Annotated in this window: 16 protein-coding genes and 1 pseudogene; 6 read left to right on the top strand and 11 right to left on the bottom strand. The window is 68.2% G+C overall.

Going from position 1 to position 20,042, the window contains the following annotated elements:
- Positions 1-8: 8 nt before the first annotated feature.
- Genes HYV93_21055 through HYV93_21040 form a run of 4 tightly spaced genes read right to left on the bottom strand, consistent with a single transcriptional unit; the run spans position 9 to position 3,612 of the window.
- Complete coding sequence (locus HYV93_21055) at positions 9-923, bottom strand: aminotransferase class IV (protein ID MBI2528458.1); 915 nt, start codon at positions 921-923, stop codon at positions 9-11.
- 28 nt (positions 924-951) lie between these two features.
- The gene (locus HYV93_21050) at positions 952-1,824 is read right to left on the bottom strand and encodes a diacylglycerol kinase family lipid kinase (GenBank protein ID MBI2528457.1); all 873 of its coding nucleotides are present in this window, start codon (positions 1,822-1,824) and stop codon (positions 952-954) included.
- Positions 1,825-1,835: 11 nt separating this feature from the next.
- Positions 1,836-2,801, bottom strand: a complete 966-nt coding sequence (locus HYV93_21045) for a sugar kinase (protein MBI2528456.1) — start codon at positions 2,799-2,801, stop codon at positions 1,836-1,838.
- A gap of 10 nt (positions 2,802-2,811) precedes the next feature.
- Entirely contained in the window at positions 2,812-3,612 is an 801-nt protein-coding gene (locus tag HYV93_21040; protein ID MBI2528455.1) for a hypothetical protein, read from the bottom strand.
- A gap of 5 nt (positions 3,613-3,617) precedes the next feature.
- Here HYV93_21040 and HYV93_21035 point away from each other — a divergent pair, with 5 nt between their 5' ends.
- The 5 genes from HYV93_21035 to HYV93_21015 are packed head-to-tail and all read left to right on the top strand — an operon-like array spanning position 3,618 to position 14,361.
- Complete coding sequence (locus HYV93_21035) at positions 3,618-4,979, top strand: beta-ketoacyl-ACP synthase II (GenBank protein MBI2528454.1); 1,362 nt, start codon at positions 3,618-3,620, stop codon at positions 4,977-4,979.
- A gap of 21 nt (positions 4,980-5,000) precedes the next feature.
- On the top strand, positions 5,001-7,499 hold the full coding sequence (locus tag HYV93_21030) for a PAS domain-containing protein (GenBank protein ID MBI2528453.1): 2,499 nt from the start codon (positions 5,001-5,003) through the stop codon (positions 7,497-7,499).
- Positions 7,500-7,559: 60 nt separating this feature from the next.
- Entirely contained in the window at positions 7,560-10,022 is a 2,463-nt protein-coding gene (locus tag HYV93_21025; GenBank protein MBI2528452.1) for a GAF domain-containing protein, read from the top strand.
- Positions 10,019-12,058, top strand: coding sequence for a GAF domain-containing protein (locus HYV93_21020; protein MBI2528451.1), 2,040 nt, complete (start codon positions 10,019-10,021; stop codon positions 12,056-12,058). Before HYV93_21025 ends, HYV93_21020 begins: the two co-directional genes overlap by 4 nt.
- Positions 12,055-14,361, top strand: a complete 2,307-nt coding sequence (locus tag HYV93_21015; protein ID MBI2528450.1) for a response regulator — start codon at positions 12,055-12,057, stop codon at positions 14,359-14,361. Before HYV93_21020 ends, HYV93_21015 begins: the two co-directional genes overlap by 4 nt.
- A 12-nt stretch (positions 14,362-14,373) precedes the next feature.
- Here the strand turns inward: HYV93_21015 and HYV93_21010 are convergent, their stop codons facing one another.
- From HYV93_21010 to HYV93_20995, 4 genes are read right to left on the bottom strand one after another with little or no spacing between them, the layout of a single operon-like run.
- Positions 14,374-15,519: a thiolase family protein gene (locus tag HYV93_21010; protein MBI2528449.1), complete on the bottom strand. Its 1,146-nt coding sequence runs from the start codon at positions 15,517-15,519 to the stop codon at positions 14,374-14,376.
- A gap of 49 nt (positions 15,520-15,568) precedes the next feature.
- Positions 15,569-16,477, bottom strand: a complete 909-nt coding sequence (locus HYV93_21005; protein ID MBI2528448.1) for an adenine nucleotide alpha hydrolase family protein — start codon at positions 16,475-16,477, stop codon at positions 15,569-15,571.
- On the bottom strand, positions 16,474-16,680 hold the full coding sequence (locus HYV93_21000) for a MoaD/ThiS family protein (protein MBI2528447.1): 207 nt from the start codon (positions 16,678-16,680) through the stop codon (positions 16,474-16,476). The genes HYV93_21005 and HYV93_21000 overlap by 4 nt, the downstream gene beginning before the upstream one ends.
- Before the next feature lie 17 nt (positions 16,681-16,697).
- Positions 16,698-17,237 carry a DinB family protein gene (locus tag HYV93_20995; protein ID MBI2528446.1) on the bottom strand — a complete coding sequence of 180 codons (540 nt, stop codon included), beginning with the start codon at positions 17,235-17,237 and terminating at the stop codon, positions 16,698-16,700.
- Positions 17,238-17,353: 116 nt separating this feature from the next.
- Here HYV93_20995 and HYV93_20990 point away from each other — a divergent pair, with 116 nt between their 5' ends.
- The gene (locus HYV93_20990; protein ID MBI2528445.1) at positions 17,354-17,935 is read left to right on the top strand and encodes an NUDIX hydrolase; all 582 of its coding nucleotides are present in this window, start codon (positions 17,354-17,356) and stop codon (positions 17,933-17,935) included.
- A 93-nt stretch (positions 17,936-18,028) separates the two neighbouring features.
- Here the strand turns inward: HYV93_20990 and HYV93_20985 are convergent.
- The 3 genes and pseudogenes from HYV93_20985 to HYV93_20975 all read right to left on the bottom strand — a co-directional run.
- Positions 18,029-18,619, bottom strand: a pseudogene (locus HYV93_20985) (anti-sigma factor).
- A complete protein-coding gene (locus HYV93_20980) occupies positions 18,562-19,923 on the bottom strand; it encodes a phenylacetate--CoA ligase family protein (GenBank protein ID MBI2528444.1) in 1,362 nt (453 codons plus the stop codon). Before HYV93_20980 ends, HYV93_20985 begins: the two are co-directional and overlap by 58 nt.
- The coding region (locus HYV93_20975; GenBank protein MBI2528443.1) for a hypothetical protein at positions 19,920-20,042 on the bottom strand (123 nt) is incomplete at its 5' end. The genes HYV93_20980 and HYV93_20975, both read right to left, overlap by 4 nt.

Here is a 20,042-nt window from a genome sequence, read left to right as displayed (position 1 = left end):
CCCTTCGCTCAGATCCGCCCGTACACGGGCGTGAGCCAGCCGCCGTACTCGGGCAGCTCCCCGCGCACTGCCCGGAAGTAGGTGGCCGCGATCGCGCGCGTCAGGGGCCCCGGCGCGGGCCGGCCGAGCGGCAGCCGGTCCACGGAGCCCACGGGCGTCACCTCCCAGCCGCTGCCGCAGAAGAAGGCCTCGTCGGCCACACAGAGCTCCGTGCGGTCGATGTCGCGCTCGGCCACGCTGAGGCCGTGCTGCTCGCGGAAGAGCTGCACGAGGGTCGCCCGCGTGATGGACTCCAGCACATCAGCGGTGAGGGGCGGGGTCGCGGGCACCCCCCCGCGCACCACGAAGAACGCCGCGCCCGGGGCCTCGGAGACCTTCCCGCGCAAGTTGAGGAGCACGGTGTAGTCGTAGCCCCCGGCCTTGGCCTCGAGGAAGGCCAGGCGTCCGTTCTGGTAGTTGGCCGAGCACTTGATGCGCGGGGGCATGGCCCCGTCGGGGATGCGCACCCAGGAGCTCACGCAGATGTCGAGCGCCGCCTTGCCCGCCAGCTTCCGCGGGCGCGCGTCGACCGCGAGCCCCGTGGGGCCCGTGGCCTCCACGTTTCCGTCGGCCGCCAGGTAGGCCGTCTGGCGGACGTGGACGTCCTCCCGGTACTCGTTCTTGCGCAGCGTCTCGAGGACGGAGTGCCGCAGCTCCTCCAGCGTGAGCGCGTGCTCCATCCGCATGAGCTTGAGCGAGTCGAGGAGCCGCCGGCAGTGCTCGTCGAGCCGGAAGACGAAGAGCTCCTGCCGGGGCTCGCTCCAGTAGGCGCGCACCCCCTCGAAGACGCTCGTGCCGTACTTGACGGCGTTGGACTGCACATGGATCGTGGCCTCGGCGTACGGCACCAGGCGACCGTTCATGTAGACGTAGCGCTCGCTCATGCTGCACCCTCCTCTGGCGCGAACTATATCACCGGGGCGCGAGCACCGAGACGGCCGCGGGAACGCACTCGAACTCCATGGGGAGCCGGCCGGCGGGCTCGCCGTCCACCTGGACCCACGGCGCTCCCGCCCCGTGGGCTCGCACCCGCCGCGCCTGCAGATACGTGACCCCGGGCAGCCCGAGGTGGGCCCCGCTGAACGCCCCGAGGACGTAGCGGATCAGCCGGAGCCGGTCGGTCGAGTCCAGGAGGCAGATGTCGAACAGATCGTCGTCCATGCGCGCCCGGGGAGCGAAGCGGAGCCCCCCGCCGTACCGGGCGGCATTGGCCAGCACCGCCAGGGTCGCGTGCTCGACCCTGCCGTCGGCTTCCACGCAGAAGCGCAGCGGCGGCCAGGCGGCGAGCTGCCGGAGTGCGGCGAGCCAGTAGGCGCCTTGCCCGAGGAACCGCTTGAGCGTCGGGTTCACCCGGCGCACGACGGCAGCATCCAGGCCGATCCCGGCCATCAAGATGAAGTAGCGATCGCCCGCGCGCCCGATGGAGACCCGGCGCGTGTGTCCGGCCGCCACCACGTCGGCGATCGCCTCGAGGCGCCGCGGCAGTCCCATCTCCCACGCCAGCACGTTGGCCGTGCCCCGGGGCCAGACGCCGAGGCAGGCGGTCGATCCGACGACCCCCTGTAACACCTCGTTGATGGTGCCATCTCCCCCGCAGGCGATGACCACCTCCGCGCCATCGAGGGCCGCTTCCCGCGCCAGACGGGTGGCGTCCCCGGCCCCGCTCGTCGCGCGGGCCGCCGCCGAGAGTCCGCGGGCGCCAAGCGCGTCCACCATGCGCTGCACCACCGCGCCGCGGGCCCGGCTGCGTCCTGCCCCGGGGTTGTAGACGATCACCGTGCCCATGCGCCTGGCGCCTAGCGGCGGATCTCGGTGCTGTCCGAAGCCAGCAGCTCCTCCACCTCGGGGCGCGTCACGAGCGGGATATCGCCCCAGATCGTGCACTTGAGCGCGGCCAGGGCCGTCGCCGCGTCCACCGCCCTCTGCGGCGCGCCTCCAGTGAGCGTGGCCCACAGGAAGCCCGCAGCGTACGCGTCCCCGGCGCCCACGCGATCCACGACCGCGACCGCGTGGAGCTTCGACGGTCGCAGCACCCCGTCGCCGGCCAGGACGGCGGAGCCGGCCTCTCCGAGCGTCAGCGCGATGGTCGCCCGGGGCGCCCGCGCCCGGAGCCCGCTCAGCACCGCCTCGGGCGCCCCGCGGAGCCCGAACACCGTCTCGGCGTCGTCCGCCCCCACGAAGAGATAGCGCAGGGCGGGCAGCATCTCCTCGGAGAAGTCGCGCGCCTCCATCGGGCTCCAGAGGCGTGAGCGGTAGTTGACGTCGAACGAGATCGGCACGTTCCGGGCGGCCGCCTCCCGCGCCGCGCGGCGCAGCACCGCGCGGAGGCTATCCCCCAGCGCCGCCGTGACCCCGGAGAGATGCAGCAGCCGGGCGCCGTCGAGACGCCCCCAGTCCACCTCGTCGGCGGTCATCCGGCTCGCCGCCGAGTGGCGCCGGTCGTAGAGGATCCGGACCGGACGGGGCGCGGCGCCGTACTCGAGAAAGTAGAGGCCCATGCGGCAGCCGGGGCGGCGGACCACCCCCGCGCAGTCGACCCCATGGCTCGACAGCTCCCGCACCGTCCGGTCGCCCCAGGCGTGGTCCGCCGGCAGTGCCGAGATGAGGGCGGTCCGGAGCCCGAGCCGGGCACAGGCCGCTGCCACGTTGGCCTCGGCCCCGCCGATCTGGACGTTCAGAGAGGTCGCCCTCTCGAGGCGGTGGGGGGGCGGCGCCGCGAGGCGCAGCAGCACCTCGCCGAGCGCCACCAAGTCGTAGCCCATTAGCAGCCGATCACGTGCCCGCTTCGAGGCGAACCTTGACCGTACTGCCGAGGATCAGCGAGGACTCGACCGACTCCAAGTGGCGGCGAGCGTCGAAGGTGAGGCGGGCGGGCCGGTTGGAACGCGCCCAGGAGGAGAACCCCGTCAGGTCCACCAGGGCGGTGAGCTGTCCCGAGGCGGGATCCGCCGTGACCCGGAATCGCAGCGGCACGATCTCCGCGCGATAGGCGTGCGCGGAGACCTCATCCGGGCCCTCGTTCTCGGCCCGCGCCCGCCGGACCACCGCCGTCCGGCAGAAACCATCCGGGCCCACCTCCAGCCGGTTGGCCGCGAAGTTGAGCGTTGCCGAGACCACGTCGTCCAGTGGCTGGTCGGCCGGCAGCCGCAGCACGTCGTGCACCTCGCGACGCCGGCCCAGCAGCAAAGTGTGGCTCACCGAGTGGTACTCGACCCGCCCCCGCTCGTAGTCGTACGCCACCTCGAGCCGGTTCTGGCGCCCCCTCACGGTGCCAGCGCTCTTCATCTCCGTGGGCATGAAGCGCCCGCGCTTGATGACGCCGGCGGCCTCCGTCCGGTTGGTCACCCCGGCCCCCTCGCCTGCGAACGCGACGCGGTAACGGCCCGCCCGCCAGTCGATCTCCTCCACCAGCCCGCCGGAGACGGAAAAGGTCAGCAGGTCGAACAGGACGCCTACATCTACGCGAAATGTAAAGTCTGTCCGTGTCTTGGCGGCCCCCGCGACGGGGTCAGGAACCAGCAGGAGGCCCACAGGGAGAGCCAGGAGCCGACGCCTCGTTAACCTCCGTTGCATGGCGAGTGCCATTCTACCCGATACTTACGTCGCTGGAAACTTTGGCCCCCAAGTTGTTCTTGCTTATGGTAATAAGGTACGTCTATCTACCTTCCAGGCCCTCAGGGGGCACCCATCCGATGAGGAGCAAGCGTCGCGTCGTCATCACCGGCTTAGGCGTCGTCGCCCCCAACGGCATCGGCAAGGACGCCTTCTGGGAGAACCTGATCGCCGGCAAGTCCGCCGTCGACTGGATCACGTCGTTCGACACCACTCCGTACCCCTGCAAGGTCGCGGCCGAAGTGCGGGATTTCAGGCCGGAAGACTTCATGACCCAGAAGCGCGCGCGCGAGCTGTGGCGGTTCACGCAGTTCGCGGTAGCCGCGGCTCGGATGGCGGTCCAGGACGCCAAGCTGGACATCACACCGGTGAACAGCGAAAAGATCGGCGCCTGCTTTGGAACGTGCCTCAACGGATTTGAGAAGGTCGAGGAATCATGTGGAATCGTCCAGAGGGAAGGTTATGCGGGGCTCGATCCGTTCACGTGCATCAAGTACTCAACGCACGCGCCCGTAAGCCACGTGTCGATCGACTTAGGGATCCGGGGCCCAGCCATGACCCTTGCGTCAGGCTGTGCCACGGGGTTGGATGTCATAAAGTGGGGATGTGACCGAATAGCCGATGGAACGAGCAATGTAATCATCGCTGGAAGCACAGAGGCACCCCTAAACTCTCTGGCGTTCGCTACGTTTTGTGCGGTTGGCGTACTCTCGAAGGCCCGGCATGATGCCCTGAAGGCCTCTCGACCCTACGATCTTAATCGGGATGGCTTGGTACTCGCAGAGGGCGCTGGCGCAGTGGTGCTTGAGAGCCTAGAGTCTGCCCTGGACCGTGGTGCGCCCATCTACGCAGAGATCACCGGCTACGGGATGACGAGTGAGGCCGCTCATGTTCGGAAGGTCGACTACGCAGGGGCCACTCTTGCAAGGGCGATAAAGAAGGCGTTAGCCAGTGCCGGGGCAGGTCCGGCCGATGTGGACTACATCAACGCACACGGCAACTCAATGCCGGACTACGATGTCTCCGAAACGAATGCATTCAAGGCCGCGTTTGGTCCCCAGGTCTACTCCATTCCCGTCAGTTCCATTAAGTCCATGATCGGCCAGCCCATCGCCGCGAGCGGAATTCTTCAGGCAATCGCGACCGCCCTGACGGTTTCCGAGGGAATTATTCCACCTACGATCAACTACGCGACTCCAGACCCTCAGTGTGACCTTGACTACGTCCCCAATCGGTCTCGCGTCTCTCGGGTAAACCGCGCAATGGCGAATGCTCACTCAGTCGGCGGGACCCATTCGGTACTGATACTTGAGCGGCCGGATTCTTAGCCACAGCTAGAGGTCATAACAGTGGCGCAGTCCTTCCCGATATCCATCATCGTCACCGGACTGAACCTAGCCTTGGCAGTCTTAGTCCTCTCTCGCAAACACAGCCATTGGGTGAATCGATCTTTTGCCCTTTTCGCGCTCGCGGTAGCAGGTTGGACCGCGAGCACCGCCCTCGGCCACCATCTCGCGGGAACGCACGTGGGCTTGTTCTGGGCCCGTCTCGCCTTCCTCATGGCCGGGTCCAGTGTTTTCGCCATGCTTCTTTTCTTTCACGTCTTCCCTTTCCAGGCCACTTTCCCCCACTCACGCGATATCTCGATCTTCGCAGCCTCCGCGAGTGCAATGGCAATCCTCTCGCTCTCACCTTGGGTTGTCGCCGGGGTAACAAGAACCCCAGATGGTCTCAGCGTTACTTACGGCCCCCTTTACCCGTTGTTCGCGGCTCATGTCCTCGCCTGCGTCATCTACAGCTTGGCGACGATACTTCGAAAGAGTCGCTCAACGCGGGGAGCTGCACGACAGCAACTAGACTATCTCTTCGTCGCACTGCTCGTACCTGGTCTCTTCGCTACCGTCACCAACCTCATCATCCCGCTAACCACGGGACGGTCACAGTTCGGCCAGTACGGGCCCCTGTTCTCGTGCGTGATGATTGCAATGATCGCGCACGCAATCATTCGACATCGCCTCATGAACGTTCGTCTCGTCATCCGACGAGGCTCTGTCTACCTGATTGCAGCAGCCATAGCTGGCGCGGTCTTCGCTGTGGTAATCGCCGTGATAAGTCAAGCACTCGGACAGCGCCCACAAAACGGAACCCTTCCCCTTCAAGTCGCAGTGGCGCTAGCAATAGCTCTGGCATTTCAGCCTCTGAAGGGTCAGCTTCAAACTTGGTTAGACCGCTACGTCTACCGGGAGACGTATAACTATCAGCACACAATCCGAGACGCTAGCCGAACTATCAGCGCCACCCTCGATCTTCGGGCGCTACTTCAATACCTTTGCGACATCACCAGCCGAACGTTCCATCCGGACTTCGTCGCAGTCTTTACCCGTGAAGCCAGCAGTAACACCTTCCGTCTAGCGGTGAAGAAGACCCTCGTCGGTCTCGATGAGTCTCTGAGCAACACACAGTTGCCGGCCACGGACCCACTCCCTACATTTCTGGTTACATCCCGTCGCCCAATACTCAAGGACGGGATCAGCCAAACTTCGCGTGGGAGCGATGCGGAATCTGCCGGTCACCAGCTATCCTCCTTGGGCGCGGAAGTCGTCGTGCCCATCCTTTCAGAAAGTCATCTAATCGGTTTCCTTCTCGCGGGTCCAAAGCTCTCGGGAGACGCCTACTTCACCGATGACATCGAGTTGCTTGCCACCCTTGCAGGCCAGGCCGCGATCGCGGTGAACAACGCGAAACTCTACGGTCAGGTGGTCTTGGCCAACCAATACATCGAGAACATCCTCCGCACGATGGATAGCGGGGTCATTACCGTTGACGCCAGCGGCCAGGTCGCGGTCGCCAACACGACTGCTGAGCATCTGACTGAGCTCTCGCGTTCCACTCTAACGTCTCTCACGATCGACGCTTTGCCAGATCCAATCGCATCTCAGCTGAAGGCCACGCTTAGGGACGGGCAGCCACGTCTACAGGTGGAAACAACGCTCCGAGGCGACTCGAACCGGCTCTTGCCGATCGTGAGTTCAACCTCTGCGCTGCGGGATGAACACGGCGCGATTCACGGCGCACTCATCGTCTTCAGCGATCTCTCGAACATTAAGGCGCTGGAAAGTGAAAAGCGCCGCGCTGAGCGCTTGGCGGCCTTCGGAACGCTCGTATCTGGCATCGCCCATGAGATCAAGAACCCTCTCGTTGCCATCAGGACGTTTGCTGAACTGCTCCCCGAACGTTTTACCGACGCAGAGTTTCGGGAGGACTTCTCAAAAGTCGTGATCAACGAGATCGACCGCATCGACGATCTCGTGGCACGCCTAAGAGGGCTCGCTGTGCCGTCTCCTCAGGCGGGGGGCCCGATCGACATTCGCGAGTCGATTATCGATACGTTGGTCTTACTTCGAGGACAATTGGAGCAGGCTCGAATCACTGTTCATCGTGAACTCGAAGATCCGGTGCCCCATGTGGCAATCGATGCCGCACAGGTGAAACAACTATTCCTCAACTTGTTCATCAATGCCATTGAGGCGATGGGGTCGGGGGGCGCGTTGACGGTGCGCGTTGGGCACAGGATCACGCCGTCTGGCAACTGGCTCGTGGCGGAGGTATCGGACACGGGACCTGGTATCCCAGAAGCGATCAGAACACACATCTTTGATCCGTTCTTTACTACGAAACCGCGGGGTTCGGGGCTCGGTCTCGCAATATGTCGCGGGATCACGGATGCGCATCGCGGTACCTTGCGAGCAGAATCAAACCGAAGCGGTACTGGGACTACCATTGTGGTTGAGTTCCCGGTGTCGACCGCTACGCCAAATGTGATCGAGGAGCAGGCGCTCCTTAGTTAGATGTCTTGACAGGTCTGGGGGCCAGCCGCCACTGCGAGCAGCGGCACAACGACGAATAACATGCAGCTTAGTCTGAATGCCATCCCGCTGTTTGTGGTTGCTTGGCTGAACCTAGCCATCGGGCTATATATATTTCGAAGAAACCCAAACTCCCAACCTAACCGCGCGTTTGCTCTTATGGCTTCGACCGACGCCCTCTGGACCGTAGCAGTGGCGCTTTCCCATTACTCGATCCCGCCCGCCGTGCAATTCGTCCGCGTCGCCCTTGCAGCCGGCAGCTTAATGGCCCTGGGGATCCTTGCACTGGCAGAGAGCTTCCCTGCCACATCCGGCCCGATGCGCAGTCTGCCGATGCGCGTGTTTGCTCCGGTTGCGGTAGCGTTCAGTCTTGCCTCGCTGTCCCCACTATTGGTTGTCTCGGCGACACAGCTACCGAGCGGCCTACGCGTTACTTATGGGCATTTCTACCCCGTCTTCGCCATCTATGTGCTGACGTGCTTTGCGTTCGCCCTCCGACAGCTGCTGAGTAAATATCGCGCATCCTCAGGCCTATTGAGGGTTCAGACCGGGCACCTGTTCTTCGCTCTCTTCATACCAATCACGCTTGGAACTGCCACCAGCCTCTTACTCCCTTTGGTGCTCCAGGTGTCCGCTCTCGGGCGGTTCGGGCCCTTCTTCTCCCTTCTGATGATTGCGATGATCGCCCACGCGATCATCCGGCACCGGTTGATGGACATCCGCGTCGTGATCAAGCGCGGAGCGGTGTACCTGGCGGCCTTCATCGCCGCGGGACTCATCCTCGGGGCGCTGCTGGTGGGCTCAAACCTCCTCCTCCACGACGAGCCCCAGGTGCCGTTGCGGGAGATCCTGATCGCCCTCGTCGTGGCGGTTCTCTTCCACCCCATCAAGGGGCAGATCCGGCGGGTGTTCGATCGGTACCTCTACCGCGAACCGTACGATTACCAGCGGACGGTGCGGCAGGCAAGCCGCGCGCTGACGGGGACCATCGATCTGCCCACGCTGCTCGGGCACGTCAGCGGCATCGTGGGCCGGACCCTGCGCCCCGAGGGTCTTGCCATCTACCTGCTCGACGAGGAGGAGGGGTTGTTCGAGCGGGCGTTCGGCTCTGGCGGCGCCCCGGGCCCGGCCACGCTGCCCGTAGCCTCTCCGCTGCCCGGTGCCCTGAGCCGCGACCGGAAGCTCGTGTTCCGGGACGAACTGGGGCAGGAAGGCGGCGCATGGGATGCCCCGGCCGTGCGGGCCGAGCTGTCACGGCTGGGCGCCGAAGTGATCGTGCCTCTGCTGGAGGAAGACCGCCTGATCGGCCTGCTCGCGGTGGGGCCCAAGCGCTCCGGCGATCCGTACTTCAGCGACGACGCGGATCTGCTGACAACGCTCGCGAACCAGTCGGCTGTTGCCGTCCGCAACGCCCAGACCCACCAGCAGGTGGTCCAGGTGAACGAGGACATCGCGAAGATCCTCGGGACGATCGAGAGCGGTGTGATCGCCGTCGGCCCGAAGGGGCGGGTCACGCTGTTCAATCGGGCGGCGGAGCTGCTGACCACCGCTGCGGGCGGCGCGCTGCGCGGTCAACCCGTGGATCACCTCCCGGCGCCCCTGGCGCATCTCCTCGCCGCCACGGCCGGCGACGGCCAGTCCCGGTCGCAAATGGAGATCGCCCTGCCGGATGCGGCGGGCCAGCTCCTGCCGATCATGTGCTCCACTTCCCCGCTGGTGGGGCCCCAGGGCGTGACGCTGGGGGCCGCGGCCGTGTTCAGTGACTTGTCGCGGCTGAAGGAGCTCGAGCAGGAAAAGCGGCGGGCGGAGCGGTTGGCCTCGCTGGAGGCCATCGCCTCGGGCATGGTCCACGAGGTTCGTAACCCCCTCGTCTCGCTCAAGGCCTTCATCCAGCTCCTGCCGGCGCGCCACCAGGAGCCAGAGTTCCGCGAACGCTTCATGGGCATCATGGAGCGGGAAATCAACCGTATCGATGACCTCTTGGGCCGCTTCCGGACGCTCGCCTCGTCCGCCGCCCAGCCGATGGAACCGGTGGACGTCTCGGTCCCGATGCGGGCCACCCTGGAACTGCTGGAGCCCCAGATCCAGGCCAGGCAGATCCGCCTGCGTCACGTGGCCGATGGGACCCCGCGGCCGGTACTGGGGAACGCGTCTGAATTGCAACAGCTTTTCCATAACTTGTGCTTAAATGCCATGGAATCCATGAACGGCGGTGGCGAGCTCACGGTGAGGGTGGCAGACCTGACAGAGGCGAGGGGAAATACCCTCATCGTTGAGGTGTCGGACACCGGGCCGGGCATCCCGGACGACCTCCTGCCTCGGATCTTCAACCCCTTCGTCACCACCAAGGCGCGTGGCTCCGGCCTCGGCCTGGCGATCTGCCGCGGGATCGCCGACGCCCATCGGGCCACGCTGCGGGCCCGCAACAACACCGAGCGGCCGGGAAGCACCTTCACCGTGGAGTTCCCCGCCATCAGCGACCGCGTGGTCCGGGTGAGTGCATGAGGACCGCCCTCGTCGTGGCGGCCGACGGCGCGCTCCGGGACCGCCTCGTCCGAAGCCTGGACGGCTGCTCGGTCTTCACCGCGTGTTCGGACGAGGAGGCCTTCAGGCAGCTCCGCTTCACCGAGGTGGAGCTGATCGTCAGGGAAGCCGCCGTCCCCATGCGGGACCTGCGCGGCTTCCTCGAGCGGGCGCGGCAGTTGTGCGCGGCGGCGGTCGTCGTGTGCATCCTCCCGGCGGACGCCGCCAGCCACGAAGACGAGGCCGTGGCGGAGGACGCCGATTTCGTGCTGCTCCAGCCCTTCACCTCGCGACATCTGCAGGGCGTGCTCCGGCAGGTGGACGACAAGCTGCGCCTCACGCAGGAGGTCTCCGCCCTGCGTACCCTCCGCAAGCCGGTCGACGCCCCCGGCGTCGCCGCCCAGTCGCCCGCCCTCGATGTGCCGCTGGACACGCTCGGCCGCATGGTCAGGGAATTCGCCAAGGCGCTCTCGGCGGGCTTCGATCTGGGCCGGGTGCTGGACCTGTTCCTCGACGCGGTGGCCGAGCTGGCTCGCCCGAGCCGGAGCGCCATCCTGGTCACCGACCCGGCTGGCCAGCAGTACCGGATCGGTGCCTTCCGGGGGCTGGCGCCCCACGTGGTGGAGTCGGTGAGCCTGCGCCCCGACGCGGGTCTGCCCCGGTGGCTTGCGGCCGAGGGCCGGCTGATCCACATCGAGGAGGCGCAGGCGCGCGCGGCCGATCCCGGAGCGCGCGACGTGGCCCGGGAGCTGGCGCTGCTGCAGGCCGTCGTGGCCATTCCCCTGATCTCCCACGGCGAGCTCGTGGCCATCCTGACGCTCGGGCAGCGGATCACCGGGGGGGCCTACAGCCGGCGCGAGGCCGAGATCCTCTTCGATCTGGCCACCCGCCTGGGCACGGCGATCAGCGACATCCGCATCCATCACCTGCTTCAGTACGAGAAGCAGCTCAACGAGCGCATCCTCGCCCACATGGCGCACGGCGTGATCACCATCGGCCCGGACGAACGCGTCGTCATCATGAACCGGCGGGCGGAGGAGATCCTCGGCGTGTCGGCCCGGGACGTCCTCCACCGCGACCTGCGCCAGCTCCCCACGCCGCTGGGCGATCTGCTGTTCGAGACGCTCACCCGCGGGCGCACGGCGACGCGCGAGGAGATCCAGCTCGCGCTGCGGAGCCTCCCGCTGGAGGTTTCGACCTATCGCGTGATGGGCGACGGTGCCACCCCGATCGGGGCGGTTCTCGTGTTCGAGGACCTCACCGCCCACCGGCAGGCGGCCCGCGAGCGACGCGAGGCTGAACAGCTCCAGCTGCTGACGCGCATCGTGGCCCGCATCGCCGACGAGATCAAGAATCCGCTGGTCTCCATCCGCACCTTCATGGAGCTCCTGGAGGAGCGGTACGACGACCCGGGGTTCCGCCACCAGTTCGCCGGGGTGGTGGGCCGAGACGTACGCCGGCTAGTGGAGATGTTCGAGAAGCTCGCGGGACTGGTCAATGAGGGGGAGTACAAGCTGGAGCCGGTGGACGTGCGGGTGGTCGCCGAGGAGTTCCTCGCCGAGCTGGGGGCCCAGCCGGCGCCCGCCGCGAGCGCCGAGGCGTGCCTGCTCGCGTTCTTCGACGAGTCCACCCAGAAGCACGTCTCGGCGACGTTCTCCTGCGAGGGCCGCTCGTTCGTCACGCGGGGCGATCGCGACATGCTCAAGAAGGCGCTCGCATACCTGGTCTGGTACCTGCTGCGCAAGACGCCCGGGCAGGAGGCGAAGGTTTCCGTCTCGCTCTCCCATCTGGACAAGGAGGATCGCGTGCGTCTCACCGTCGCCTCTCGCACCGCTGATGTGCGGCCCGACGAGCTCGGCCGTATCTTCGACCCCATCCAGGTGGTCCAGCAGAACCTCATCGACGTGGGCCCGTGCGTCAGCCAGCGCATCGTGGAGGCCCAGGGCGGCCGCCTCCAGGCGAAGCAGGGGCGGAGCGAGGTGAGCTTCACGGCCGAGCTCCCGGGAGCGCCGTCATGACGGACCGGGCGCGGATCCTCGTGGTGGACGACGAGATGGGCCCGCGGGAGTCCCTCCGCATGATCCTCAAGCCGCGGCACGACATCGCGACGGCGGAGAGCGGGGAAGCGGCGCTGCAAACGCTCAAGACCTTCCACCCCGATCTGATCTTCATGGACATCAAGATGCCGCAGATGGATGGCATCGAGCTGCTCCGGCGGATCAAGGCCATGGACCCGAGCATCGAGGTCGTGATGATCACGGCCTACGCCTCGCTCGAGACCGTCAAGAACGCCCTGACGCATGGAGCCTTCGAGTACCTGATCAAGCCGTTCAGCCGGCAGGACCTCGAGGACACGGTTCGCCGGGCCCTCGCGCGGCGGCAGACGGAGCTGGGAACGCGCAGCCAGCTGACCACGCTCGTGGAAGAGATGCGCGCCCTGTCGTCCAAGACCCGCACCCTCGAGGAGGAGGCGCGGCGGGAGCAGGCCGAGCAGTCTCTCCGGGTGACGCAGCTGTCCATCCTGCGCGAGATCTCGCGGGGCATCCTGGGGCAGCTCGATCTCACCCAGCTCACCTCGACCATCACCGGGCAGCTCCGCGACGCCCTGGGCTACGACGAGGTGACCATTCATCTCGGACCGAGCCCGGCCGGCGAGCTGCAAGACAACTCAGGGGTCAGCTGCCAGATCCGCGACGACGGCGCCACGCTCGGTTTTCTGGCGGCGGCCAACCGCCCGGGCGGACGCCCCATCGACCCGCGCGAGCGTGAGCTTCTCGAGATGCTCTCGGAGTACCTGGCAGTCGCCATCCGAAACTCGCGCCTGTACGGCGAGGTGACCGAGACCAAGCGGTCGCTGGAGCAACTCATCCACTCGGCCGGGGACGGGATCATCTCCGTGGACCGGGAGGAGCGCGTCGTCGGCTGGAACCCCGCCGCCGAGCGCATCTTCGGTCTGCCGGCCCGCCAGGCAGTGGGCCGGCCGCTGACGGCGCTGCTCCCCCAGGACCGGTACCGGACTGCGCGCGCCACGCTCTCCCCCGAGAACCCCGTCAAGGCGTTCGAGGTGGCGGCCAAGCGCGCGGACGGCAGCGCGCTGACGCTGGCGGTGACGCTCTCGGCGCTCACCGGCCGCGAGGGCCAGCTCGAGGGCATGCTCGCCATCGTGCACGACGCGACCGCACAGCGGGAGCTGGAGGCGCAGCTCCTGCAGTCGGAGAAGCTCACGGCACTCGGCCAGATGGCCGGCGGCATCGCCCATGACTTCAACAACCTGCTCCAGGCCATCATGGGTTACGCCCAGCTCATGGGAAAGAACCCCGCCAACCTGGACGTGGTCCGCCGGGGGCTCGACGTGATCGAGGCCGCGGCGACGGGCGGGGCCGAGACGGTCCGGCGCATCCAGAAGTTCGCGCGGCTGCGCCCGGACGAGCCCTTCGTCTCGCTGGACCTGAACCAGGTGATCCACGACGCCGTGGCCATCACGCAGCCGCGCTGGGAGGAGCGCTCGGCCAAGAGCGGCCTGCCCCTCCGGCTCGAGCTGGACCTGCCCGCGGTCCCGGCCGTGATGGGGCGGCCCTCCGAGCTGAACGAGGTCGTGACCAACATAATCCTGAACGCCATCGACGCCATGCCCAAAGGTGGCACGCTGAGCCTGCAGACGCGGGTCGAGGGGGGAGAGTCGGTGGTTCTGACCGTCAGCGACACCGGCACGGGCATGCCCGAGGCCGTGCGAAAGCGAGTCTTCGACCCCTTCTTCACCACAAAGGGCGACGCCGGGACGGGGCTGGGGCTCTCGGTGTCCTACTCGATCGTGAAACGCCACGGCGGCGAGATGCGCGTGGACAGCCAGCTGGGGCGGGGGACCACCTTCACCATCTCCATGCCCATCGGGAGACCGCACGGCTCGGAGCGCTCCGCCGACGGCGAGGGCGGTGGCAGCCGTCGTGGTCGCATTCTCGTGGTGGACAACGACGCGCAGGTGCTCACCATCCTGGGCGAGATGCTACGGGAAGCGGGCCACCACGTCCTGCCGGTCTCCAGCGGCGCCGAGGCCGTGCGGGTCTTCGTGCGCGGCGGCTTCGATCTTGTCCTCACCAACATCGGCATGGTCGGCATGACCGGCTGGGAGGTCGCACAGCGCATCCGTGCCCGGGACCGGAACGTGCCCGTAGCCTTCATCACGGGCTGGGGGCTCCAGGCGGAAGATCAGGAGCGCTGCCGGGCGCTGGGCGTGACGAGCGTGCTCTTCAAGCCCGTGACGCCGCCGGACCTCCACCGCGCCGTCCAGAACATCCTGAGCGAGCACGCCAACCACGGCTGAGCGCAGTGGCGCCTACAGCCGCTCGATGATCGTGCCGATCCCCTGCCCGAAGCCGATGCACATGGTCTGAAGCCCGAAGCGCTTCCCCCGCCGCTCCAGCTCGTGCAGCAGCGTCGTCATGAGCCGGGCCCCGGAGCAGCCCAGCGGATGCCCGAGGGCAACGGCCCCGCCGTTGACGTTGACCCGGTCCATGTCGGGGTGCAGCTCCCGCTCCCAGGCCAGCACCACGGAGGCGAAGGCCTCGTTGACCTCGAACAGGTCCATCTGCTCGAGCTTGAGTCCCGCCCGCCGGAGCACCCGCTGCGTGGCCGGGATGGGCCCCGTGAGCATGATGGTGGGGTCCACGCCGGCCAGGGCGGTGGCCACAACGCGGGCGCGCGGGGTGAGACCCAGCGCCCTCGCCCGCGTCTCGGACATGATGAGTAGCGCGGCGGCCCCGTCCGAGATCTGCGAGGAGTTGGCGGCGGTGACGACGCCGTCCAGTCTGAACGACGGAGTCAGCGCCGCCATCTTCTCCCGGTTCACCGGCGCACGCACCCCCTCGTCGGTGTCGAACACGCTGCCGTCCGGCAGCGTCAGGGGCACGATCTCGCGCTTGAACCGTCCCTCGGCGATGGCCCGGCCGGCCTTCTCGTGGCTCTGGGCGGAGAAGTCGTCGAGCTCGTCACGCTTGAGCCCCCAGCGCTCGGCCACCATCTCGGCCGAGAGCCCCTGCGGGATGATGCTGTAGAGGTTCTGGAGCCGGGGCGACAGCGGCCCCTCGCCGGGGCCCGCGCCATCGGACCCCATGGGCACGCGCGTCATGTGCTCGACGCCGCCGGCGATCACGCACTCGTACTGCCCGGCCATGACGCCCATGGCGGCGAAGTTGGCGGCCTGCTGGCCGGAGCCGCACATGCGGTCAAGCGTGGTCCCGCAGACGTCCACGGGGAAGCCGGCGATGAGCGCGGCGTTCCGGGCGATGTTGAAGCCCTGCTCGCCCACCTTGCTCACGCAACCCACCACCACGTCCTCCACCTCGGTGGGATCGAGCTGCGCGCGCTCCACGAGCGCCTTGAGGACGTCGGCAAGGAGATCATCCGGCCGCACGGGGCTGAGCCGTCCGTTCCTCCGTCCGACGGCCGAGCGGGCCGCGCCGACGATCACGGCGTTCTGCATGGGAGCCTCCGCGTCCTGAGTGACTGCGATGGGGCGCCGCCTTCGCCCGTCACGGCGCGATGCGGCGCTTGACCTGGTCGGCGAGCTTGCAGAAGGCGCAGACCTCGCCGGTCGTCACCTGGCCGCACGAGGCGCACTCCGTCAGCTCGACGAGCTCGGCGCGCTCGAAGGCCGGGCGCGCTCGCTCCAGGAACCCGAAGAGGAAGTTGTGCTTGGCGCCCGGCGAGGCGGCCTCCATCCGGTTCAGGATCTCCTTGTGGGCCAGCGACGTCGCGCCCTTGGCGAAGGGGCACTCCTCCACGATATAGTCGATGCGCCGCAGGAAGGCGTAGGCCGCGGTCTCCAGCTCCGCCAACCGGTACAGCGGCTTCACGCGGCGCACAAGCTTCGGGTGCGTGGACGGAAGCGCCGGCGACTGGCGCGGCAGGGCCTCCGTCTGCCAGTGCATGACCGAGCCGAAGAGGGTCGCCGCCTCGTCGTCGAGGTTGTGGCCGGTGGCGACGACGGGGAAGCCGTGGGTCAGGGCCGCCCGGTTGATGAGGTAGCGCTTGCTGAGCCCGCAGGCCGAGCAGGTGGGCCGCCGCGTGGTCTTCTGGACCTCCGGGATCGGCGCGCCCATCGCGGACTCGACGCTCTCGACCAGGAGCCGCTGGCCGCGCGCCGCCGCAAAGGTCTCGCACTTCTCCCGGGACTCCCGCGAGTAGTCGAAGATGCCCAGGTCGAGGTAGAGACCGGCGGTGCGGAATCCCTCCTCGACCAGCACGTCCCAGAGCGCCAGCGAGTCCTTGCCGCCAGACACGGCGACCAGGATCGTCTCGTCCGGTGTGAACATCCGGTGCTGGCGGATCGCCTCGCGCACCTGCTTGCGGAAGAACTCCGTGAAGTGGGGCGCGCAGAAGGCGGCGTTGTGGCGGCGCAGCTCCAGCGCCGCGCCCTCTCCGCACTTGCGACACTTCATGGCCGGCCCCCCCCGCCCGAGATCACCGGCCGCAGCTCGATCACGTCCTCGTCGCCGACCACCGTGTCGCCCGTGAGGAGGTCCCCGCCGCGGATCACGAGCACCGTCTCGGGCAACACGTCGAGCTCGCGGAGGAGATCCTTCACCCGCCGCCGGCCGGCGAGCTCCACCTCTCGCTTCGGGTAGCGGAGGACCACCTTCATGCCCGGGCTCCGGCCCCTCAGCGCGCCGGGAAGCCTGGCGCCGCCCGGAGCGCCCGCAGCTGCTGGAGATGGTCGGCGTCGTGCCAGGCCTGCAGCTGCCACCACTGCGACAGGTCCATCTCCCCGAACGCGGCATGGGTCCAGGTCAGGCCGCGGAAGTCCACCGCCGCCATCCGCTCGATGGACTGCCCGCTCCGCTCGCGCGCGGCCTTGAAGTCGGCCAGGAGCTCCGCGATGGGACGGCCGCGCTCGGGACGCGTGGCCGCCGGCGCCTCGGTGGCGCCGGTGACCAGCGAGGGCAGTGGCCGGAGTGCCGTCAGGTCGCCCGGGCAGGGCGCCGCCCCGGCCCCCGCCCCCTTGAGGAGCTTGGAGGTGAGCTTGCCGGTGCCCACCTCGGCCAGCATGAGGTGATGGATGATCTCGCCGGCCGACCAGTCCGCATCGCCCGGACGCCAGTCGGCCTGCGCCTGCGACAGCCCTTCCACCTCCTTCAGGACATCGGCGCGCACGGCCTGCAGCTCGTTCCAAAGAGTCTCGACCGGGGGCGGCAGGGGCATGGGACTCTCCTTGGTCAGGGTGTGGGGATAGCTTTCCAAGTATAGCCGCCGCCCCGGCGCCACACAATCAACGGCTGGTCGCCGTGGCGCCCACGTGGTACAAGGAACCGGTCGCCATGAGTGTCCCGGGAACGCCCGCCTCCGACCCGCCGCGCCCGCCGTCCCGCGTGCCCTGGCAAACGGCCTCGACGCGGCCGGTGTACCAGAACCGCTGGATCACCGTGCGCGAGGACGTCGCCCTGCTCCCCGACGGGCGCACCACGATCTACGGGGTGGTCCAGTGCGCGGAGTGTGTGGGCATCCTGCCCTTCCTGGACCGGGACACCGTGCTCCTCGTGGGCCAGTACCGCTACGTGGCGCGCGATTTCTACTGGGAGATGCCCACAGGAGGTCAGCACGGCTCGGAGACGCTGGAGGAGGCCGCCCAGCGCGAGCTCAGCGAGGAGGCAGGCTATGAGGCCGGCCGCCTCGTCAAGCTCTGCGACTTCCACACCTCCAAGAGCATCCTGCGCGAGGTGGCCCACCTCTATATCGCAGAGGCCCTGAGCCCCGCGGCGCGGCCGCCGGACCGCACGGAGTTCATCGAGCGGCGGGCCTTCCCGTTCCGCGACGTACTCGCCATGGTCCAGCGGGGCGAGATCAAGGACTCCATGACGGTCATCGCGGTGCTCCACGCCGCAAGACTGAGAGGCCTCTAGCCCCGCGGCCGGCACATCACCCTCGAGCCGATCGAGGAGCGCCACGCTCGGCCCCGCCGGACGAGCGGCCCGTCCGGCGGGCAGCGCCCGCGATCAGCGGCTCGTCACGAGGTGCACGGGACCCGACGGCGCTGCCGCCCCGCCGGCCGCCTCCAGCGTGACGACGAAGCTCTCCACCGCTGGCGCCGTCGGGAGGGGGGACAACCTCAGGCTGCCGACGCCACGTGCGTCCACGGTGACGAGACCGGCCGACACCGGCTGGCTCGTCCGGGCGAGCAGCCACAGCTGATACACCGCGCCAGGCGGCGGGGAAGGCAGGCCGCCCACGAGCAGCAAGCCGCCAGCCGGCGCGTGCCACAGCACGCGCCCGCGGGCCCCGGGAGCCGGGCCGGCGCCCGTGAGGGCGATACCCCGCGCGGATGGATCCTCCAGCATGCCGACGAGCGCGCGCTGGCCTTCGAGCTCAGCGACGAGCCGTGTCGCCTCGCCGTCGAGCGCCTTCAGGCGCCGCTCATGGCCCCGCGTCAGGGCGAGCGCGAGAGCGAGCGCGGCGATGCCGGCCGCCACCGCGCCGAGCCACACCACCGCCCAGCTCCGGGGGTCAGGTCTTGAAATCCGACACGCCGTCACGGCGCCGACGCCGTTGCGGTGCCCTCGGAGCGTGGCGGTCCCGGAACCATGTCGGAATGCAAGACCTGACCCCCCGCGCGGCGGACCAGGCGCCTGGCCTTCAGCTCGTAGCGCGGCAGGCTCTGCGGGGGCGCGGGCACCGTCTCGATCCTGATGCCGAGATCCACGCGGAGCGCCTCCTGGACGGCGGCGGCCACCTGCCGCGGCTGGCTCTCCGCGATCTCCAGCAGCAGGCGCACCTCGTCCATCTCGTCGCGCCGGTACACTTCGATCATGAACTCGACCACGGCGGGGAAGCGGCGGATGATCCCCTCGAGGGCGGAGGGGAAGACGTTGACGCCCCGGATCACCAGCATGTCGTCCACGCGCCCGAGGATCCCACCCTCCAGCCGGAGGAAGGTCCTCCCGCATCCGCACGGGCTCGTCGCGGCGCGCACCCGGTCCCCCGTGCGGTAGCGGAGCAGCGGGGAGCAGGGCCGCCCGAGGTTCGAGAGCACCAGCTCCCCCTCGCGCGCCGGCGCTCCCGTGGCAGGATCGATGATCTCGGCGATGAACTCCGACTCGTTGATGTGCAGTCCCGCCTGGGCCTCGCACTCGAATCCGTGAGCGCCCATCTCCGTCATGCCGGCATGGTCATGGGCCCGGGCCCCCCATTCTTCCTCGAGCCGCGCGCGCACCGCTGGGATGCCCGCGCCCGGCTCCCCCGCATACACCGCCGTCCTCACGCCGAGCCGCCTGAGGTCCACGCCGCGCTCGCGTGCCACCTGGGCGAGGTGCAGCGCATAGGAGGGCGTGCAGCACACGGCCGTCGCCCCGAGCGCCTCGATGGCTGCGAGGCGCTGGGCCGAGTCCTGCCCGCCGCCGGGGATAGCCATGGCGCCCAGCGCCCGGGCCCCCTCGAAGCCCGCCCAGAAACCGACGAAGAGCCCGAAGGAGAACGGGAAGAAGATGCGGTCCCCGGGACCGAGTGCCGCGCCCCGCAGCACGAAGCCCCAGCAGCGCAGCCACCAGTCCCAGGCCGCCTGGGTATCGAGCCAGCGCAGCGGCGCGCCCGTGGTCCCGGAGGTCTGATGCACGCGCACGTAGCGCTCCAGGGGGTAGGTGAGGTTGCTGCCGAATGGCGGCCGGGCCGCCTGGTCCTCGACCAGCTCGGGCTTCCGCGTGAAGGGCAGCCGCGCCCAGTCCTCCCAGCTGCGCAGGTCCTCCGCCGCCCGGATGCCCGCCTCCCGCCACTTGCGGGCGATGAACGGATTCGATGGGTAGACCTCGCGCGCCAGGCGCTCGACTCGCGCCCACTGATGGCCCCGCAGCCCCTCGGAGGGCAGGGTCTCGAGGCGCTCGTCGTAGAACGCGGTCACGTGCGGAGCTTGAAGCGCTGGATCTTGCCCGTGGCGGTCTTCGGCAGCTCGCTCACGAACTCGATCCACCGCGGATACTTGTACGGGGCGATCTTGTCCTTCACGAAGGCCTTGAGGTC

It is taken from the genome of Candidatus Rokuibacteriota bacterium, from assembly GCA_016188005.1.
Lineage (GTDB): Bacteria > Methylomirabilota > Methylomirabilia > Rokubacteriales > CSP1-6 > UBA12499.
The sequence above is the reverse complement of the archived record's forward strand: the minus strand, read 5'-3'. Positions and strand labels throughout refer to the sequence as shown.

Excerpts from the sequence above, each read along its gene's own strand:
- HYV93_21010 (MBI2528449.1), bottom strand. The coding sequence starts at position 15,519 with ATGCAGAACGCCGTGATCGTCGGCGCGGCCCGCTCGGCCGTCGGACGG.
- HYV93_21050 (MBI2528457.1), bottom strand. The coding sequence starts at position 1,824 with ATGGGCACGGTGATCGTCTACAACCCCGGGGCAGGACGCAGCCGGGCC.
- HYV93_21000 (MBI2528447.1), bottom strand. The coding sequence starts at position 16,680 with ATGAAGGTGGTCCTCCGCTACCCGAAGCGAGAGGTGGAGCTCGCCGGC.
- HYV93_21015 (MBI2528450.1), top strand. The coding sequence starts at position 12,055 with ATGACGGACCGGGCGCGGATCCTCGTGGTGGACGACGAGATGGGCCCG.
- HYV93_20995 (MBI2528446.1), bottom strand. The coding sequence starts at position 17,237 with ATGCCCCTGCCGCCCCCGGTCGAGACTCTTTGGAACGAGCTGCAGGCC.
- HYV93_20990 (MBI2528445.1), top strand. The coding sequence starts at position 17,354 with ATGAGTGTCCCGGGAACGCCCGCCTCCGACCCGCCGCGCCCGCCGTCC.
- HYV93_21025 (MBI2528452.1), top strand. The coding sequence starts at position 7,560 with ATGCAGCTTAGTCTGAATGCCATCCCGCTGTTTGTGGTTGCTTGGCTG.
- HYV93_21055 (MBI2528458.1), bottom strand. The coding sequence starts at position 923 with ATGAGCGAGCGCTACGTCTACATGAACGGTCGCCTGGTGCCGTACGCC.
- HYV93_21040 (MBI2528455.1), bottom strand. The coding sequence starts at position 3,612 with ATGCAACGGAGGTTAACGAGGCGTCGGCTCCTGGCTCTCCCTGTGGGC.
- HYV93_21005 (MBI2528448.1), bottom strand. The coding sequence starts at position 16,477 with ATGAAGTGTCGCAAGTGCGGAGAGGGCGCGGCGCTGGAGCTGCGCCGC.
- HYV93_21020 (MBI2528451.1), top strand. The coding sequence starts at position 10,019 with ATGAGGACCGCCCTCGTCGTGGCGGCCGACGGCGCGCTCCGGGACCGC.
- HYV93_21045 (MBI2528456.1), bottom strand. The coding sequence starts at position 2,801 with ATGGGCTACGACTTGGTGGCGCTCGGCGAGGTGCTGCTGCGCCTCGCG.